The sequence below is a fragment of the Caballeronia arvi genome (genome assembly GCF_001544695.2).
Classification (GTDB): Bacteria; Pseudomonadota; Gammaproteobacteria; order Burkholderiales; family Burkholderiaceae; genus Caballeronia; species Caballeronia arvi.
In genome coordinates this window covers 18998-32298 of record NZ_FCOM02000023.1, presented here as the reverse complement: position 1 = coordinate 32298, position 13301 = coordinate 18998, and the positions used below count along the sequence as shown (strand labels likewise).

Genomic DNA, 13301 nt, shown 5'->3' with positions numbered 1-13301 from the left:
AAGGGGTCGATCATGAAACTCGCCGCAAAATTCGCCGTGGCCGCCGTCGCCGCGCTTTCCCTCGTCAGCGGCGCGGCGCGCGCAGAGACGCTGCTCGTCGCGTGCGACACCGCGTTCGTGCCGTTCGAGTTCAAGCAGGGCAACGAATACGTCGGTTTCGACATCGATCTGTGGAAGGAGATCGCGAAGGATCTGAAGATCGACTACAAGCTGCAACCGATGGACTTCAGCGGCATCCTGCCTGCGCTGCAGACGCATAACGTCGATGTCGCGCTGGCGGGCATCACGATCAAGGAAGAGCGCAAGAAAGTGATCGATTTCTCCGACGGCTACTACGACAGCGGCTTCACGCTGATGGTGCCGGTCGACAGCACGATCAAGGGACCGGACGACCTGAAGGGCAAGTCGCTCGCGATCAAGACCGGCACGTCGTCCGCCGATTACGCGAAGGCGAACTTCAAGAACACGGATCTGCGCGCGTTCCCGAACATCGACAACGCGTATCTCGAACTCGCGACCGGCCGCGTCGATGCCGCGATGCACGACACGCCGAACGTCCTCTACTACATCCACACCGCGGGCAAGTCGCGCGTGAAGGCCGTCGGCCCGCAGATGATGGCGCAGCAATACGGCATCGCGTTTCCGAAGGGCAGCCCGCTCGTCGCGAAGGTCAACGCCGAGCTCGTGAAGATCAAGGCCGATGGCCGCTATGCGGCGATCTACAAGAAGTGGTTCGGCGTCGAACCGGCGAAGTCCTGATCGCACGATACGGAGAATAACGATGCAGTTCGATCTCTCGGTCATCGTCGACGCCGTGCCCGCGCTCATGCACGGCGCGCGTCTCACGGTGCTGATCACCATCGCAGGGCTCGCAGGCGGCATGGCCGTCGGCTTGTTGTTCGGCCTGATGCGCGCCTACGGCAACACGCTGTGCCAGAAGATCGCGTTCACGTATATCGAGTTCGTGCGCGGCACGCCGATCGTCGTGCAGGTCATGTTTATCTACTTCGCGCTGCCCTTGCTGCTGCATGTGCGCGTCGATGCGATGAGCGCGGCCATCGTGTCGATCATCATCAACTCGGGCGCGTATATCGCTGAAATCGTGCGCGGCGCGTTTCTCTCGGTGCCGCGCGGTCTCAAGGAAGCCGGCCTCGCGCTCGGCATGCCGGGCTGGCGCGTGCTCGCGTTCGTGGTCGGCCCGGTCGCGTTGCGGCGCATGACGCCCGCGCTCGGCAATCAGTTCATCGTGAGCCTGAAGGACACGTCGCTGTTCATCGTGATCGGCGTGGGCGAGCTCACACGTCAGGGTCAGGAGATCATGGCGTCGAACTTTCGCGCGGTGGAAATCTGGACGGCCGTCGCGCTCATCTATCTCTGCATGATCGGCGCGCTGACCTTCGGCCTGCGCACGATGGAACGTCGGATGCGCATCCTATGACTACGATGAACCACCAGGATCACATGAACGGCCACATGGTGCAGTTCAAGGGCGTGACCAAGCGCTTCGGCAAGACGGTCGTGCTCGATGAAGTCGATCTGAACATCGGCGCGGGCGAAGTCGTCGTGCTGATCGGACCGTCCGGCTCGGGCAAGTCGACGCTTCTGCGCTGCATCAACGCGCTGGAACAAATCGATGGCGGCGATCTCGTCGTCGATGGCATCAGCGTGCTCGGCGGCGCTAAGAAGGTACGCGAGATCCGTCAGGAAGCGGGCATGGTGTTTCAGCAGTTCAACCTGTTCCCGCAGATGACGGCGCTCGAGAACGTCGCGTTTGGGCCGCGCCAGGTGCGCGGCATGAGCAAGCCCGATGCCGAGTCGCTCGCGCGCGATCTGCTGACGAAGGTCGGGCTCGGCGAGCGCGTCGGGCACTATGCGAGCGAGTTGTCGGGCGGACAGCAGCAGCGCGTCGCGATTGCGCGGGCGCTCGCGGTGAAACCCAAGCTCATGCTCTTCGACGAGCCCACGTCCGCGCTCGATCCCGAGTTGCGTCAGGAAGTGCTGCGCGTGATGCAGGCGCTCGCGGAAGAAGGCATGACGATGGTCGTGGTCACGCACGAGATGGCGTTCGCACGCAAGGTCGGCACGCGGCTGATCTTCATGGAACACGGCCACATCACCGTCGACGGGCCGCCCGCCGAATTGATCGATAATCCGCCTAATCAGCGTTTGCGCGATTTCCTGCAACACGTCGAATAACTTTAGCGAATCACTTCGAATCTATGGCAGCACTCGGCTTTATCGAAATTTCCGGTTCACCGCGCGATGCGGGCGAAGCGCTCGGCCGCTTCGGCGCGGATGCGGTTCACGCGCATTTGCTGAACACGCGCGCATGGCAGACGGTCATGCAATGGCGCGGCAGCGAGACATCGCGCGCGATGGCCGCGCTCGTGCGCGAACGCTTTCCGCGCGTGTGGGACGAGCTTCAGGGCCTGGCGGCCGGTCTCGCCGTGCCCTTCGAAGATATCTTTCTCTGGAACTGCCGCGGCGATGTCTGGGCGATGTCGCCCGATGGCTGCACCACCGTGCAGCTTCCCGGCGCGGATACGCGGCGCATCAGCCACAACGAGGACGGCATGCCCGGCTTCGACGGACATTGCGCGATTGCGGAATGTCGCATCGAAGGCGCCGCGGGATTCGCGTCGTTCGTCTATCCCGGCTCGCTGCCGGGGCATACGTTCGCCGTGACGAACGACGGCATCGCGATGACCGTGAACAACCTGCGTCAGCGCGAAGTCGTCGCGGGCGTGCCGCGCATGGTAATAACGCGCGCGATGCTCGATGCGCGCACGCTCGATGAGGCCGTGTCCATCGTGCGTGACAATCCGCGCGCGGGCGGCTTTCATCTGACGCTCGGCGCTTCTGCGAATCCCGCGCTGCTGAGCGTCGAATTCAGCGCGCATGACTGCTCGGTCGTCGAAGTGACTGCGCCTTCGCTGCACGCGAATCACGCGATCCATCCGTCGATGCACGGCTTCTCGCAGATCATCACGGATTCGTCGCGTCATCGGCAGGCACGCGGCGATGCGCTGATCTCATCGGCACACACGATCGATCCGCTTGTGATTCTCGCCGACCGCGAAGATGCCGCGTTGCCGATTCATCGCACGCATCCCGACGATCCCGACGATGAGAACACCCTCGCCACCGCCGACATTGCCATTCGTGCGTCTCACATAGAATGGGAGGTTCACGAACATCCCGGGCAACCGGCCCGGTATCGGATGATCAATGGACACAGGCAAACAGAAGGGACGTCGCGCGAGCGAGGCTGAAGCGAGCGCGCAGACGCCGCCACGCAGCGTGGACGGGCTGCGCGAGCTCGTGATACGCATTGGCCGCGACGAGGCGAATCTCTCGCTCGGCGGCAAGGCGCATACCGTCCTCGCGAAGCTGCTGGAACGTCCCGAGGAAGTGGCGGTGCGCACGATCACCGATCTGGCGGCATCGCTCGATGTCAATGCGTCCACGCTCACGCGTCTTTCGACGAAGCTCGGCTATGCGGGTTTCGCCGATTTCCAGAGCGTGTTCCGCGACAGCCTCGCGGAGCGGCATCGGCACTTCTATAGCCAGCAGGCGGAGCGGCTCGTTGCGAGCAGCAAGACGCATGCACACGATGCCGCGCCCGAAGTCGACATGGTCGTGAAGCTCGCGCGCGAATCGATCGGCAATGTGGAAGGTTTCATCGCGCAACTCTCGCCCGCGGACTTGCGCGGCGCCGCGCGCCTTCTTGCCGATGCGAAGCGTGTGCGCGTTCACGGCCTGCGCCAGTTCAGCGCGCTCGCGAGTTTCGTGTGCTATGGCCTCGGCATGATCCGCACGGATGTCGCGCTGCTCGATGCGCAAGGGCTCGGCGTCGCGGAAGGGCTCGCGCAGTTGCAGCCCGGCGATGTCGTGATCGTCACGAGCGTGGCGCCCTATACGCGCAGCGTCGCCGATGCAGCGATCGCCGCGAAAGATGCGGGGCTCGATGTCATCGCGATCACGGATACGCTCGCTTCGCCGCTCGTGCCGCCCGCGTGTCACGCGTTCCTCATTCCGCACGAGAGCAGCTTCTTCAGCAACAGCATGGGCGCCTATCTCGTGTTCTGCGAAGGCCTGCTGAATCTCGTCGCGGCGCAACTCGGCGAGCGTGCGCTGCACGCGCTCGAGCGACGCGAAAAGCTCATCACGTCGCTCGATATCGAAATGTCATGACGTGCCTCATGAAGCCGTTCAGATCACGCGCTCGCGCACCCAGCCCGATGCGAGATCGATCAGCGACACGATCACGATGACGATGATCATCACCGCCGCCGTCTGTGCATAGTTGAACGAGCGGATCGCCTCGTACAGCACGACGCCGATGCCGCCCGCGCCCACCATGCCGACGACCATCGCCGAGCGCACGTTCGATTCGAAGCGATACAGCGCGAACGAAATCCACAGCGGCAAGACCTGCGGCAGCACGCCATAGACGATCTCATCGAGACTGCTCGCGCCGGTCGCGCGCACGCCTTCGGCGGGACGGGCATCGACGGCTTCGACCGCTTCGGCGAAGAGCTTCGCGAGCACGCCCGTGGTATGGACCCACAACGCCAGCACGCCCGCGAACGGACCGAGCCCGACTGCGACGATGAAGAGCATCGCGAAGACCATCTCGTTGATCGCACGGCACGCGTCCATCAGGCGGCGCACGGGCTGTGCGATCCACACCGGCGCGATGTTCTGCGCCGACAGCAAACCGCACGGCACCGCGCAGATCAGCGCGAGCGCCGTGCCCCACACCGCGACCGCGAACGTCACGATCATTTCGTGCACATACGTGCGCCATTCCGCGAAGTCGGGCGGAAAGAAGTCGCGCGCGAACTGGCTCATGTTGCCCGATGCGCCGAGCAGGTCGAGCGGGCGCATGTCCGCGCTCTTCCACGAAAGGCCGAGCACTGCGATCAACACGATCCAGCCGATGGTCGATGTCCAGCTTCGCTTCGGCGCACTCACTTGCGCGGGCCGCACGATGCCCGCTTCGAACGTGCTTACGTTCAGCGGCTTCATTTACTTCGCCGCCGTGTCGAGCGCGGCGATCTTTTGATCGAGCGCGGCGATCTGCGCTTTCTTGTCGGCGTCCTCGATATGCGCGTCGTTCTGGATCTGCTGCTTCTTCTGGAAGAGCGCCATCTGACGAATCGGCACGAGTTGCGCATTCGACGAATCCGCGAAGCCCGAATAGCCGGAGATTCCGTTCATCACGGACTGCTCGCGCGCATCCTTTTCGGCGTAGTGATCGAAGAAATTGCGCAGCTTGTCCTTGGTCGCCTGCGGCAGATCGCGGCGCCAGACGAGCGGGTCCGATGGAATCAGCGGCGACTTCCACAGCACCCGCACCTTCGGATACAGCTCGGGATGCTTCGCCTTGAGCGTATCGAGCATGTCGGTGTTGTTGGTGGCGATATCGACCTTGTCGTTCACCACGGCGAGCATGTTCGCTTCGTGGCTCGACGGCAGCACGGTCTTGAACGCGGTCTTCACGTTGATGCCGTTCTTCGCGAAGAGATAGTACGAAGGCACGAGCGTGCCCGAGGTCGAGTTCGGATCGCCGTAGCCGAGATTGATTTGCTTCGTGTTCTTCAGCACCTGATCGAGCGATTTCCACTCGCTGTTCGTGTTCGTGATGAGCAGCGAGTAATAGCCCGCTTCGCCGTTCTTGTACTTCACCTTCGCGAAGACTTCGCCATTCGAGCGGTCCACGGCCTCGATCGCCGATGCGTTGCCGAAGAAGCCGATCTGCACCTTGTTGAAGCGCATCGCTTCGATGATCCCCGCGTAGTCGGTCGCGAAATACGCCTTCACGTCGAGACCGGTCTGCTTGTTCAGATCGTCGATGAGCGGTTGCCAGCGCTGTTTGAGCGCGGCGGACGAATCCGTCGAGATGATGCCGAAGCTGAGCGTTTCGGCCGAAACGGTCTGCGTCAGCAGGCACGACGCGAGCGTTGCGCCAGCCAGGAAGAAACGGGCTGCTTTCATGTTGCTATCCAGGGTTGAAGGTGGGTTTTATGACGTTGCGAACGACGGCGACGCTTGAGCGCGGACCGGGATTTCACCACGCTCCTGCTCGCCGTGATGCGTGAGCAATTCATCCGCCGACGAGCCGTACAGCTCGCGCAGCACGGCGGGCGTGAGGCGCTCGGACGCGCCATCGAATACGACGCGGCCATCGCGCAATGCGACCGTGCGCGCGCAGTACTTCATCGCGACATCGATCTGATGCAGCGATACGACGACCGTCAGCCTGTGCTCGCGATTGAGCGATTGCATCAGCTCCATCACGCGCCGCGCGGACTCGGGGTCGAGCGATGCGATCGGTTCATCGGCGAGCACGATGCGCGCGCGCTGCACGAGTGCGCGAGCCAGTGCGGCGCGCTGCTGCTGACCGCCCGACAAATTGCTCGCGCGTTCGAATGCGTGTTCGCCGATGCCCATCGCGCTGAGCGAATCCATCGCGAGCGCTTTTTCGCCGCGCGGAAAACGTCCCGCGAGACGACGCCATAGCGACACCCGCGACAGTGCGCCGATCAGCACATTGGTCAGCACCGATAGCCGGCCGACGAGATTGAACTGCTGAAACACGAAGGCCACGTCGCGGCGAATCGAGCGCACTTCGCGCACGATCCTGCCGTTCTGCTGAATCGGGCGGCCGAGCAGCGTCACGTGCGACGGCGCGGGGTCGGAAGCCGTAAAGCCCGCGATATGCCGCAATAACGTCGATTTTCCCGATCCCGACGCGCCGATGAGCGCGACCATTTCGCCCTCCTCCACGCGCAGATCGACGGAGTCGAGCGCCTTGCGGCCGTTCCTGAACGTCTTGGTGAGACGCTCGATGCGAATTGCGTCCATAGCTTCCCTCGATGGGCGCGCTCAAAGCGGCGCGCTGAAACGTTCGGGAGATTCTAGGAAGCGAACATGACGAGACAGTGACGCGGATGAGACGTCTAGATGAATATATGACTTGGGTGCGCGCTCGTTTGAGACGATCGAGCAGATTTTCGATCCGCACGAGCATTCACGTTTTGGGCCTCGGGCCGCATGATGGACCGCAAATGCAACAACCATTCGGGACACCATCATGAACATCATCCATACGGACGTCGCCATCATCGGCGCGGGCAGTGCGGGACTTTCGGCGTATCGCGCGGCGAAGGCGGCAGGCGCTTCGGCAATTCTGATCGAAGGCGGCGCGCACGGAACGACCTGTGCGCGCGTCGGCTGTATGCCGTCGAAGCTTTTGATCGCGGCAGCCGAGGCCGCGCATCACGCGACGCATGCAAGTGCTTTCGGCGTGCATATCGACGGCAACGTGCGTATCGATGGACGCGAGGTCATGGCGCGCGTGAAGCGCGAGCGCGATCGCTTCGTGGGCTTCGTCGTCGCGGGTGTCGATGCGATGCCCGCGGAGGACAAGCTCACCGGTTACGCGCGTTTCATCGACGATAACCTGCTGCAAGTGGGCGAGGATACGAAGGTGCATGCGAAGAGCGTCGTGATCGCGACGGGATCGAGTCCGGTCATGCCGGCGATGTATCGCGCGCTAGGGGATCGCGCGATCATCAACGACGATGTGTTCGCGTGGGACGATCTGCCGAAGCGCGTCGCGGTGATCGGCGCGGGTGTCATCGGGCTGGAACTCGGACAGGCGCTGGCGCGGCTCGGCGTGCGCGTGTCGGTGCTGGGTGCGCGCGGTCGCGTCGGACCGTTGAGCGATCCGGAGATTCGCGGCTATGCGCAGCGTGTGTTCAGCGAAGCTCTTCACTTCGAGCCGCGCGCGCAAGTCGAATCCGCCGTGCGCGATGGCGATGCGGTGCGCTTGCGCTATCTGTCCAGCGCGGGCGAGTCCGTCGAAGACACGTTCGACTATGTGCTGGTCGCGGCCGGGCGCAAGCCCAATGTCGCGTCGCTCGGTTTGCAGAACACGTCACTCGCGCTCGATGACAATGGCTTGCCCATCTACGATGCGCTGACGTTGCAAGCGGGCGCGCATCCGTTGTTCATCGCGGGCGATGCGAATGGCGTGCTGCCCTTATTGCACGAAGCCGCCGATGAAGGACGCGCGGCGGGCACGAATGCGGCGCGCTATCCGCATGTCGTGCCGGTCGAGCGTCGTGCGCCGATCGCGATTGCGTTCACCGATCCGGGCATTGCGATGGTCGGTGCGCGTCACGCGGATCTCGCGCCCGAATCGTTCGTGACGGGCGAAGTGAGCTTCGAGGATCAGGGACGCAGCCGCGTGATGCTCAGGAATCGCGGACTCATGCATGTGTATGTCGACAAGACGAGCCGCCGCTTCGTGGGCGCGGAATGGATCGGACCGGATGCGGAGCATATCGCGCATCTGCTCGCGTGGGCCTTGCAGATGAAACTCACGGTCGATGAAATGCTGCGGATGCCGTTTTATCATCCGGTCGTCGAAGAAGGATTGCGGACTGCGTTGCGGGATGCTGCGGTCAAGCTTGCATGACCGACGTGATCGTTCATCAATCGGGAATGTCGGGCTCCACCAGTCTTGCCAGCTGGACCAGCGACTCCTGCCAGCCGAGATAGCACATCTCAACGGGGATAACTTCGGGCACGCCCTCCTGCACGATGTTGAGCTCCGTTCCACACGATACCTGACGCAAGGTAACGGTGACGTGCATCTCGCCCGGCAGGTTCGCATCGTCGAAACGGTCCGTGTAGCGGATCTTTTCGAACGGCACGAGTTCGAGATACTCGCCGCCAAACGAGTGGCTATGGCCGGTACTGAAGTTGCGGAACGACATCTTGTGCGCGCCGCCCTCACGCGCATCCATGTGGTGGACCTGACAGGTAAATCCGTAGGGCGGCAGCCACTTCGACATGGCATCGGGTTCGAGGAAGGCGCGATAGACGCGTTCGGGCGTCGCGCGCAAGACACGGTGAAGACGGACGGTTCCGGTAGTCATGGTGTGTTCACCTTTCAGAGAGATTGGACACATCTCTACGACGATGCATGGACGCCCTGATCGACATCGTCGAGATCAGGGAAATCCCCGAGCAAAGCCGCACACATAAACCAATGTAATGATGCGCGGAAAAGAAATAACATTGACGGTGCTTTTATGCCCTCGAATACTAGGGCCTCCTCGGGGCGCCGCCCGCATCTTCTTGTCCTCATCGATCGGACGATTAGCCGGTACTCCTTCTTCGGGCCACAAAGAGAACAGGGAACGCGACATGAAGAATGCCTTACTCGCACGTTTCGTCATGAAGGCCGCAGTAGCAGTCTCAGCCGTCACGTTCACGATGCACGCGCAGTCCGCCGAGCCGATCAAGATCACGCTGGCCAATTGGGCCGACACACAAGCCGTGGTGTACACCGCCAAGTACGTTCTCGAAACGAAGCTACAGCAACCCGTAACCCTCGTGAATGCGGATCTCGGCATCCAGTTTCAGGGCATTTCTCGCGGAGACGTCGATCTGATGCTGGGCGCGTGGCTTCCGGTGACGCACGCGGCCTACCTTGCCCGCTACAAGAACGACATGGTGGACATGGGCATCATCTACACAGGGGCGAAGATCGGTTGGGCGGTTCCTGACTATGTGCCGGAAAGCGAGGTCTCTTCGATTGCCGATCTCAACAAACCCGATGTCAAAACCAAGCTGAACAGCACGATTCAAGGCATCGAGCCGGGTGCTGGCGAAATGGTCGCATCCGAAAAGGCGTTGAAGGACTATGACCTTGCGGGTTACAACCTGATCCGTGCGAGCGAGGCCGGCATGCTGACCGCGGTGTCGCGTGCCTATCAGTCGAAACAGTGGATCGTCGCAACCGTATGGAGCCCGCACTGGTTGTGGCAGAAATGGAAGATGCGCTATCTGAAAGATCCCAAGGCCACGCTGGGCGGCGACGAGCAGATTCACGGATTCGCGTCGAAGCAATTTGCGGGCAAATATCCTCGCGCGGATGTCTTCATTCGCCACTTCAAGCTGACCTTGGCCGATGTCGAGGAAATCGAACTCACCGGCAATACGACGAACGACTGGAATGCCGCCGCGAAGAAGTTCGTCGACGCGCATCCCGACAAGGTTCAGGCATGGCTGCAACAGTAATCGCTGATTCGCGCTGAAAGATCGCGCCGCCTGAACTGTCGATAGTCAGGCGGCGCACGACATCCGTTCGTCAGAACGACGCCAGAGGCGCTCCGAAGACGCCTTCTTCAGGAACGATGCCAAGGCCCGGGCCCTTCGGCGGCCTGACATGACCACCCTCGACGCGAACACCATTCTTCGAGTCGAAGTGCGCTTCGATCATCGGCGCGGCGATCCAGACACCATCGAGCAATGCGGGCGGCGCCGTCGCGCCGATATGCGCGCATGCTGCCGCGATGAGGTCGCCGCCCCACGCGTCATCGCATGTATGGGGCAAATTGCGTGCGACGCAGAGATCGCGAAAGCCGCGCATCGGATGCAGGCCACCGAGCCGCGTAACCTTCATGCCGAATCCATCGACGAGCCCCGTGCCTGCTGCCGTGATAGCCGTGCTCAGGCTCGTACAACTTTCGTCCATATACAAGCCATGATTGATCCGGTTGCGGATCGCTTGCAGGTCTTCGATCGTATTGCACGGCTGTTCGAGGATGAAAGGTATATGCGCGCACTGCTGGCTGAGACGGATCGCGTCGCGCGTAGTCAGGCTACGGTTTCCATCGACGGCCAGACGTATGCCCGAACCTCGAATCGCTTCCCACACCTTGATCACCGATTCGACGTCTTCCTCGATCGCTCTGCCGCCGACTTTCAACTGAAGACGCGGATAACCTTCGGCGCGCTTTTCTGCCGCCACGCGCGCCACTTCGTCAGGCGCGCCAATGGTGACAGCGTAATAAGACGGCAAGCGGTCGGCCAATGCGCCGCCGAGAAGATCGGACACGCTCACGCCGTAGTGCTTGCCCAACAAGTCATGCATGGCGATATCGACGGCAGCCTTGGCGTACGTGTGACCGTTGAGCAAGCCGTCCATCCGATCGTGCAGGGGCACCGGCAATGCCTCGACGCCGATGATGCCGGGCGCCATCTGGGACAGTGCGGCAAGCGCGCCGGCAGGATGCGACTCGGCGTACGTCGGACCGACGGGGCAGGTTTCGCCCCAGCCATCGAGACCATTGTCCGCGACGAGCTTGACCAAGGTCGTCGTCAGTGAATAGACGTCTGCCCGAGCCATTCTGTATGGGCCACCGACTACGGGAAGCTCGCACTGATAGAGATGAACCTGTTTGATCTTCATGCCTTTACCTCTGGAATGGTCAGCACGAGCTTGCCGAGATGCCCCTTGCTCAAGAACTCCTCTTGAGCCTCGCGGATGTTCTCCAACGGGAAAATCTTGGCCACGAGCGGCTTGATCTCGCCCTTCTCGATGTACGAGATGAGGTTTGAGAAAACCTCTTCCTCCTGAAACGTGCAACCCATCAGCGTCAAATCCTTGAGATACAGCGTGCGCAAATCGATCTTCGCTATCGGCCCGGCAATCGCCCCCGCGATCGCATAGCGGCCGCCCAGACGCAGGACTTTGAGCAGATCGGGCCACTGCTCGCCACCGACGACATCGATGACGACATCGACGGAGTTTTCGCCGAGAACCGAAATGAGATCCGCGTTCCGATCGATGACCCGGTCAGCGCCGAGATCGCGAAGCGCCGACGCCTTGCTCGCAGAACTCTGCGCGATGACAGTCGCGCCGCGACGCTTCGCCAGTTGGACCGCGGCCGATCCCACGCCGCCCGACGCGCCGGTTATCAACACGACTTCGGCACCGAGCTTTACTCGATGCAGCAAGTTCTCGGCCGTGGAATAAGAGCAAGGAATCGACGCGAGTTCCGCGTCCGACCAATCGCACACCACTTTGTACGTTTCTCTGGACGGTGCCACCGCGAACTGCCCGAAGCCACCGTCGCATTCGCTCCCGAAGGTCCAGCACTCGAACGGTCGATAGTCGACATAGGTGCGAAGCATATTGCCGACCAGCACACGCTCGCCGATGCGCGAGGGCGAAACGCCGTCACCCACCGCGACGATATAGCCGCAGCAATCGGCGCCCTGAATTCGCGGAAAATCCAGCGATGCGCCTGACCACGATGCATCGGCCCCATTCACCTGTTCGAATCCTTGCGCGCCACCCGATCCGGTATCGCTGTCGATGGATTTCGAATACCAGCCGATGCGCGTGTTGATATCGGTGTTATTGACCGCGGACGCGCGTACCTGAACGAGCACCTCGCCCTCTTTCGGCTGAGGCACGGGTACATCGGTGCGGTATTCGAGCTTATCGAAGCCGCCCAATCCGGTGAGCCGAACGGCGTGCATCGTGGCAGGCAGTGCTTGTGACATCATCTTTTCTCGCTCCGATACGTAGAGAACGTTGCTGGCCAATCTGAAGCAACGCGATACTGATGAAGATGAGCACGATCGCGACGACTTCGAGAATGCCGAATCGCTCGCCGACAGCCCATCCGATCAGCAGCGCAACAGCGGGTGCAAGATAGTTGGAACTCGACGATGCAACGGCGCCGAGCTTGTCGAGCAAATAGTAGTAAATCAGGAATGCCGCGCCCGTTCCGAGAATGCCGAGCCCGATGACGACGCCGGCCGTCGCGTGCCAGTCTTCGAGCAAGCGGTTCATCCCGGAGAAATCGGTGACTGCTCCGAGCATGAGCAAGGCGAGGCCCATTTGCCACGTTGCCAGGGCAAGCGGCGGAAGATTTGCCGGTGTCAGGAATCGCCGCACGTAGATGTAGGAGAGCCCGAGCGTCATCGAGCTCGCCAGCAACCAGCAGACGCCTGTCAGATCGATGTCGCTGTCCGCGCCTTCCCACGGTCGTGCAATGAGCACGATCCCGGCAAACCCGAGCACGACACCGACGCCCATCATCCAGTTGAACTTCTCGCTGCGCAGGAACAGCAGCGAGAACACGGCGGTGAACAGCGCGATGGCGCCCGCCAGAACGCCGGCAATGCCCGATGGCAGCAGGGCCGTTCCTCTGATGATCGCGACATAGTAGAACGCAGTGGCAGCCCCCGCCATGACGACGAAGTGCGGCAGCAGCCGCAGTTGCTCTCGCGTGATGACCCGCCTGCGCCACGCGAAGAACACGAGCGGCAGGAAGCCGAACAGCACGCGAAGAAACGCGACCTGCATCGGGCTGATCAACGCCGTGGCCCACTTCATGTAGATGAAGTTGGAGCCCCAAACGATACCGAGGAAGACAAACGCGATTCGGGTAAGTGGCATGCTCGATGGTGGGTTCAAGAGTCCTGCT

The 13301-nt window shown here is 62.0% G+C and carries 14 protein-coding genes; 7 read left to right on the top strand and 7 right to left on the bottom strand.

All coding sequences use genetic code 11. From position 1 onward, the window contains the following. Positions 1 to 12: 12 nt before the first annotated feature. From glnH to AWB74_RS23425, 5 genes are read left to right on the top strand one after another with little or no spacing between them, the layout of a single operon-like run. Complete coding sequence (gene glnH, locus AWB74_RS23445) at positions 13 to 759, top strand: glutamine ABC transporter substrate-binding protein GlnH (protein ID WP_061149101.1); 747 nt, start codon at positions 13 to 15, stop codon at positions 757 to 759. Positions 760 to 781: 22 nt separating this feature from the next. Beyond that, positions 782 to 1438, top strand: coding sequence for a glutamine ABC transporter permease GlnP (gene glnP, locus AWB74_RS23440; protein ID WP_061126670.1), 657 nt, complete (start codon positions 782 to 784; stop codon positions 1436 to 1438). After that, positions 1435 to 2196, top strand: coding sequence for a glutamine ABC transporter ATP-binding protein GlnQ (glnQ, locus tag AWB74_RS23435; protein ID WP_327362312.1), 762 nt, complete (start codon positions 1435 to 1437; stop codon positions 2194 to 2196). Before glnP ends, glnQ begins: the two co-directional genes overlap by 4 nt. 23 nt (positions 2197 to 2219) lie before the next feature. Continuing rightward, on the top strand, positions 2220 to 3272 hold the full coding sequence (locus AWB74_RS23430) for a C45 family autoproteolytic acyltransferase/hydolase (RefSeq protein ID WP_061149100.1): 1053 nt from the start codon (positions 2220 to 2222) through the stop codon (positions 3270 to 3272). Beyond that, positions 3229 to 4194: a MurR/RpiR family transcriptional regulator gene (locus AWB74_RS23425; RefSeq protein WP_061149099.1), complete on the top strand. Its 966-nt coding sequence runs from the start codon at positions 3229 to 3231 to the stop codon at positions 4192 to 4194. Before AWB74_RS23430 ends, AWB74_RS23425 begins: the two co-directional genes overlap by 44 nt. An 18-nt stretch (positions 4195 to 4212) precedes the next feature. On the opposite strand, the gene phnE is transcribed toward AWB74_RS23425, so the two are convergent. Genes phnE through phnC form a run of 3 tightly spaced genes read right to left on the bottom strand, consistent with a single transcriptional unit; the run spans position 4213 to position 6870 of the window. Continuing rightward, positions 4213 to 5031, bottom strand: a complete 819-nt coding sequence (gene phnE, locus AWB74_RS23420; RefSeq protein WP_061149098.1) for a phosphonate ABC transporter, permease protein PhnE — start codon at positions 5029 to 5031, stop codon at positions 4213 to 4215. After that, positions 5032 to 6000 carry a phosphonate ABC transporter substrate-binding protein gene (phnD, locus tag AWB74_RS23415; RefSeq protein ID WP_061149097.1) on the bottom strand — a complete coding sequence of 323 codons (969 nt, stop codon included), beginning with the start codon at positions 5998 to 6000 and terminating at the stop codon, positions 5032 to 5034. Positions 6001 to 6027: 27 nt separating this feature from the next. Next, positions 6028 to 6870: a phosphonate ABC transporter ATP-binding protein gene (gene phnC / locus AWB74_RS23410; RefSeq protein ID WP_061149096.1), complete on the bottom strand. Its 843-nt coding sequence runs from the start codon at positions 6868 to 6870 to the stop codon at positions 6028 to 6030. Positions 6871 to 7099: 229 nt separating this feature from the next. On the opposite strand from phnC, the gene AWB74_RS23405 reads away from it, so the two are divergent. Further along, positions 7100 to 8488 (top strand): dihydrolipoyl dehydrogenase, encoded by a 1389-nt coding sequence (locus AWB74_RS23405; protein WP_061149095.1) that lies wholly within the window; start codon positions 7100 to 7102, stop codon positions 8486 to 8488. A gap of 16 nt (positions 8489 to 8504) precedes the next feature. Here the strand turns inward: AWB74_RS23405 and AWB74_RS23400 are convergent, their stop codons facing one another. Then, on the bottom strand, positions 8505 to 8951 hold the full coding sequence (locus AWB74_RS23400; RefSeq protein WP_061149094.1) for an SRPBCC family protein: 447 nt from the start codon (positions 8949 to 8951) through the stop codon (positions 8505 to 8507). A gap of 271 nt (positions 8952 to 9222) precedes the next feature. Between AWB74_RS23400 and AWB74_RS23395 the strand changes: the two genes are divergently transcribed. Further along, positions 9223 to 10098: a glycine betaine ABC transporter substrate-binding protein gene (locus AWB74_RS23395; protein WP_096032029.1), complete on the top strand. Its 876-nt coding sequence runs from the start codon at positions 9223 to 9225 to the stop codon at positions 10096 to 10098. Between the two features lie 70 nt (positions 10099 to 10168). Here the strand turns inward: AWB74_RS23395 and AWB74_RS23390 are convergent, their stop codons facing one another. Genes AWB74_RS23390 through AWB74_RS23380 form a run of 3 tightly spaced genes read right to left on the bottom strand, consistent with a single transcriptional unit; the run spans position 10169 to position 13273 of the window. After that, on the bottom strand, positions 10169 to 11272 hold the full coding sequence (locus tag AWB74_RS23390; protein WP_061149093.1) for a mandelate racemase/muconate lactonizing enzyme family protein: 1104 nt from the start codon (positions 11270 to 11272) through the stop codon (positions 10169 to 10171). After that, positions 11269 to 12375 carry an alcohol dehydrogenase family protein gene (locus tag AWB74_RS23385; RefSeq protein ID WP_235024663.1) on the bottom strand — a complete coding sequence of 369 codons (1107 nt, stop codon included), beginning with the start codon at positions 12373 to 12375 and terminating at the stop codon, positions 11269 to 11271. Before AWB74_RS23385 ends, AWB74_RS23390 begins: the two co-directional genes overlap by 4 nt. Continuing rightward, entirely contained in the window at positions 12308 to 13273 is a 966-nt protein-coding gene (locus AWB74_RS23380; protein ID WP_235024662.1) for a DMT family transporter, read from the bottom strand. The genes AWB74_RS23385 and AWB74_RS23380 overlap by 68 nt, the downstream gene beginning before the upstream one ends. Positions 13274 to 13301: the final 28 nt, after the last annotated feature.

Coding starts and splice junctions, on each gene's coding strand:
- glnH (WP_061149101.1), top strand. CDS start 13: ATGAAACTCGCCGCAAAATTCGCCGTGGCCGCCGTCGCCGCGCTTTCC.
- glnP (WP_061126670.1), top strand. CDS start 782: ATGCAGTTCGATCTCTCGGTCATCGTCGACGCCGTGCCCGCGCTCATG.
- glnQ (WP_327362312.1), top strand. CDS start 1,435: ATGACTACGATGAACCACCAGGATCACATGAACGGCCACATGGTGCAG.
- AWB74_RS23430 (WP_061149100.1), top strand. CDS start 2,220: ATGGCAGCACTCGGCTTTATCGAAATTTCCGGTTCACCGCGCGATGCG.
- AWB74_RS23425 (WP_061149099.1), top strand. CDS start 3,229: ATGGACACAGGCAAACAGAAGGGACGTCGCGCGAGCGAGGCTGAAGCG.
- phnE (WP_061149098.1), bottom strand. CDS start 5,031: ATGAAGCCGCTGAACGTAAGCACGTTCGAAGCGGGCATCGTGCGGCCC.
- phnD (WP_061149097.1), bottom strand. CDS start 6,000: ATGAAAGCAGCCCGTTTCTTCCTGGCTGGCGCAACGCTCGCGTCGTGC.
- phnC (WP_061149096.1), bottom strand. CDS start 6,870: ATGGACGCAATTCGCATCGAGCGTCTCACCAAGACGTTCAGGAACGGC.
- AWB74_RS23405 (WP_061149095.1), top strand. CDS start 7,100: ATGAACATCATCCATACGGACGTCGCCATCATCGGCGCGGGCAGTGCG.
- AWB74_RS23400 (WP_061149094.1), bottom strand. CDS start 8,951: ATGACTACCGGAACCGTCCGTCTTCACCGTGTCTTGCGCGCGACGCCC.
- AWB74_RS23395 (WP_096032029.1), top strand. CDS start 9,223: ATGAAGAATGCCTTACTCGCACGTTTCGTCATGAAGGCCGCAGTAGCA.
- AWB74_RS23390 (WP_061149093.1), bottom strand. CDS start 11,272: ATGAAGATCAAACAGGTTCATCTCTATCAGTGCGAGCTTCCCGTAGTC.
- AWB74_RS23385 (WP_235024663.1), bottom strand. CDS start 12,375: ATGATGTCACAAGCACTGCCTGCCACGATGCACGCCGTTCGGCTCACC.
- AWB74_RS23380 (WP_235024662.1), bottom strand. CDS start 13,273: ATGCCACTTACCCGAATCGCGTTTGTCTTCCTCGGTATCGTTTGGGGC.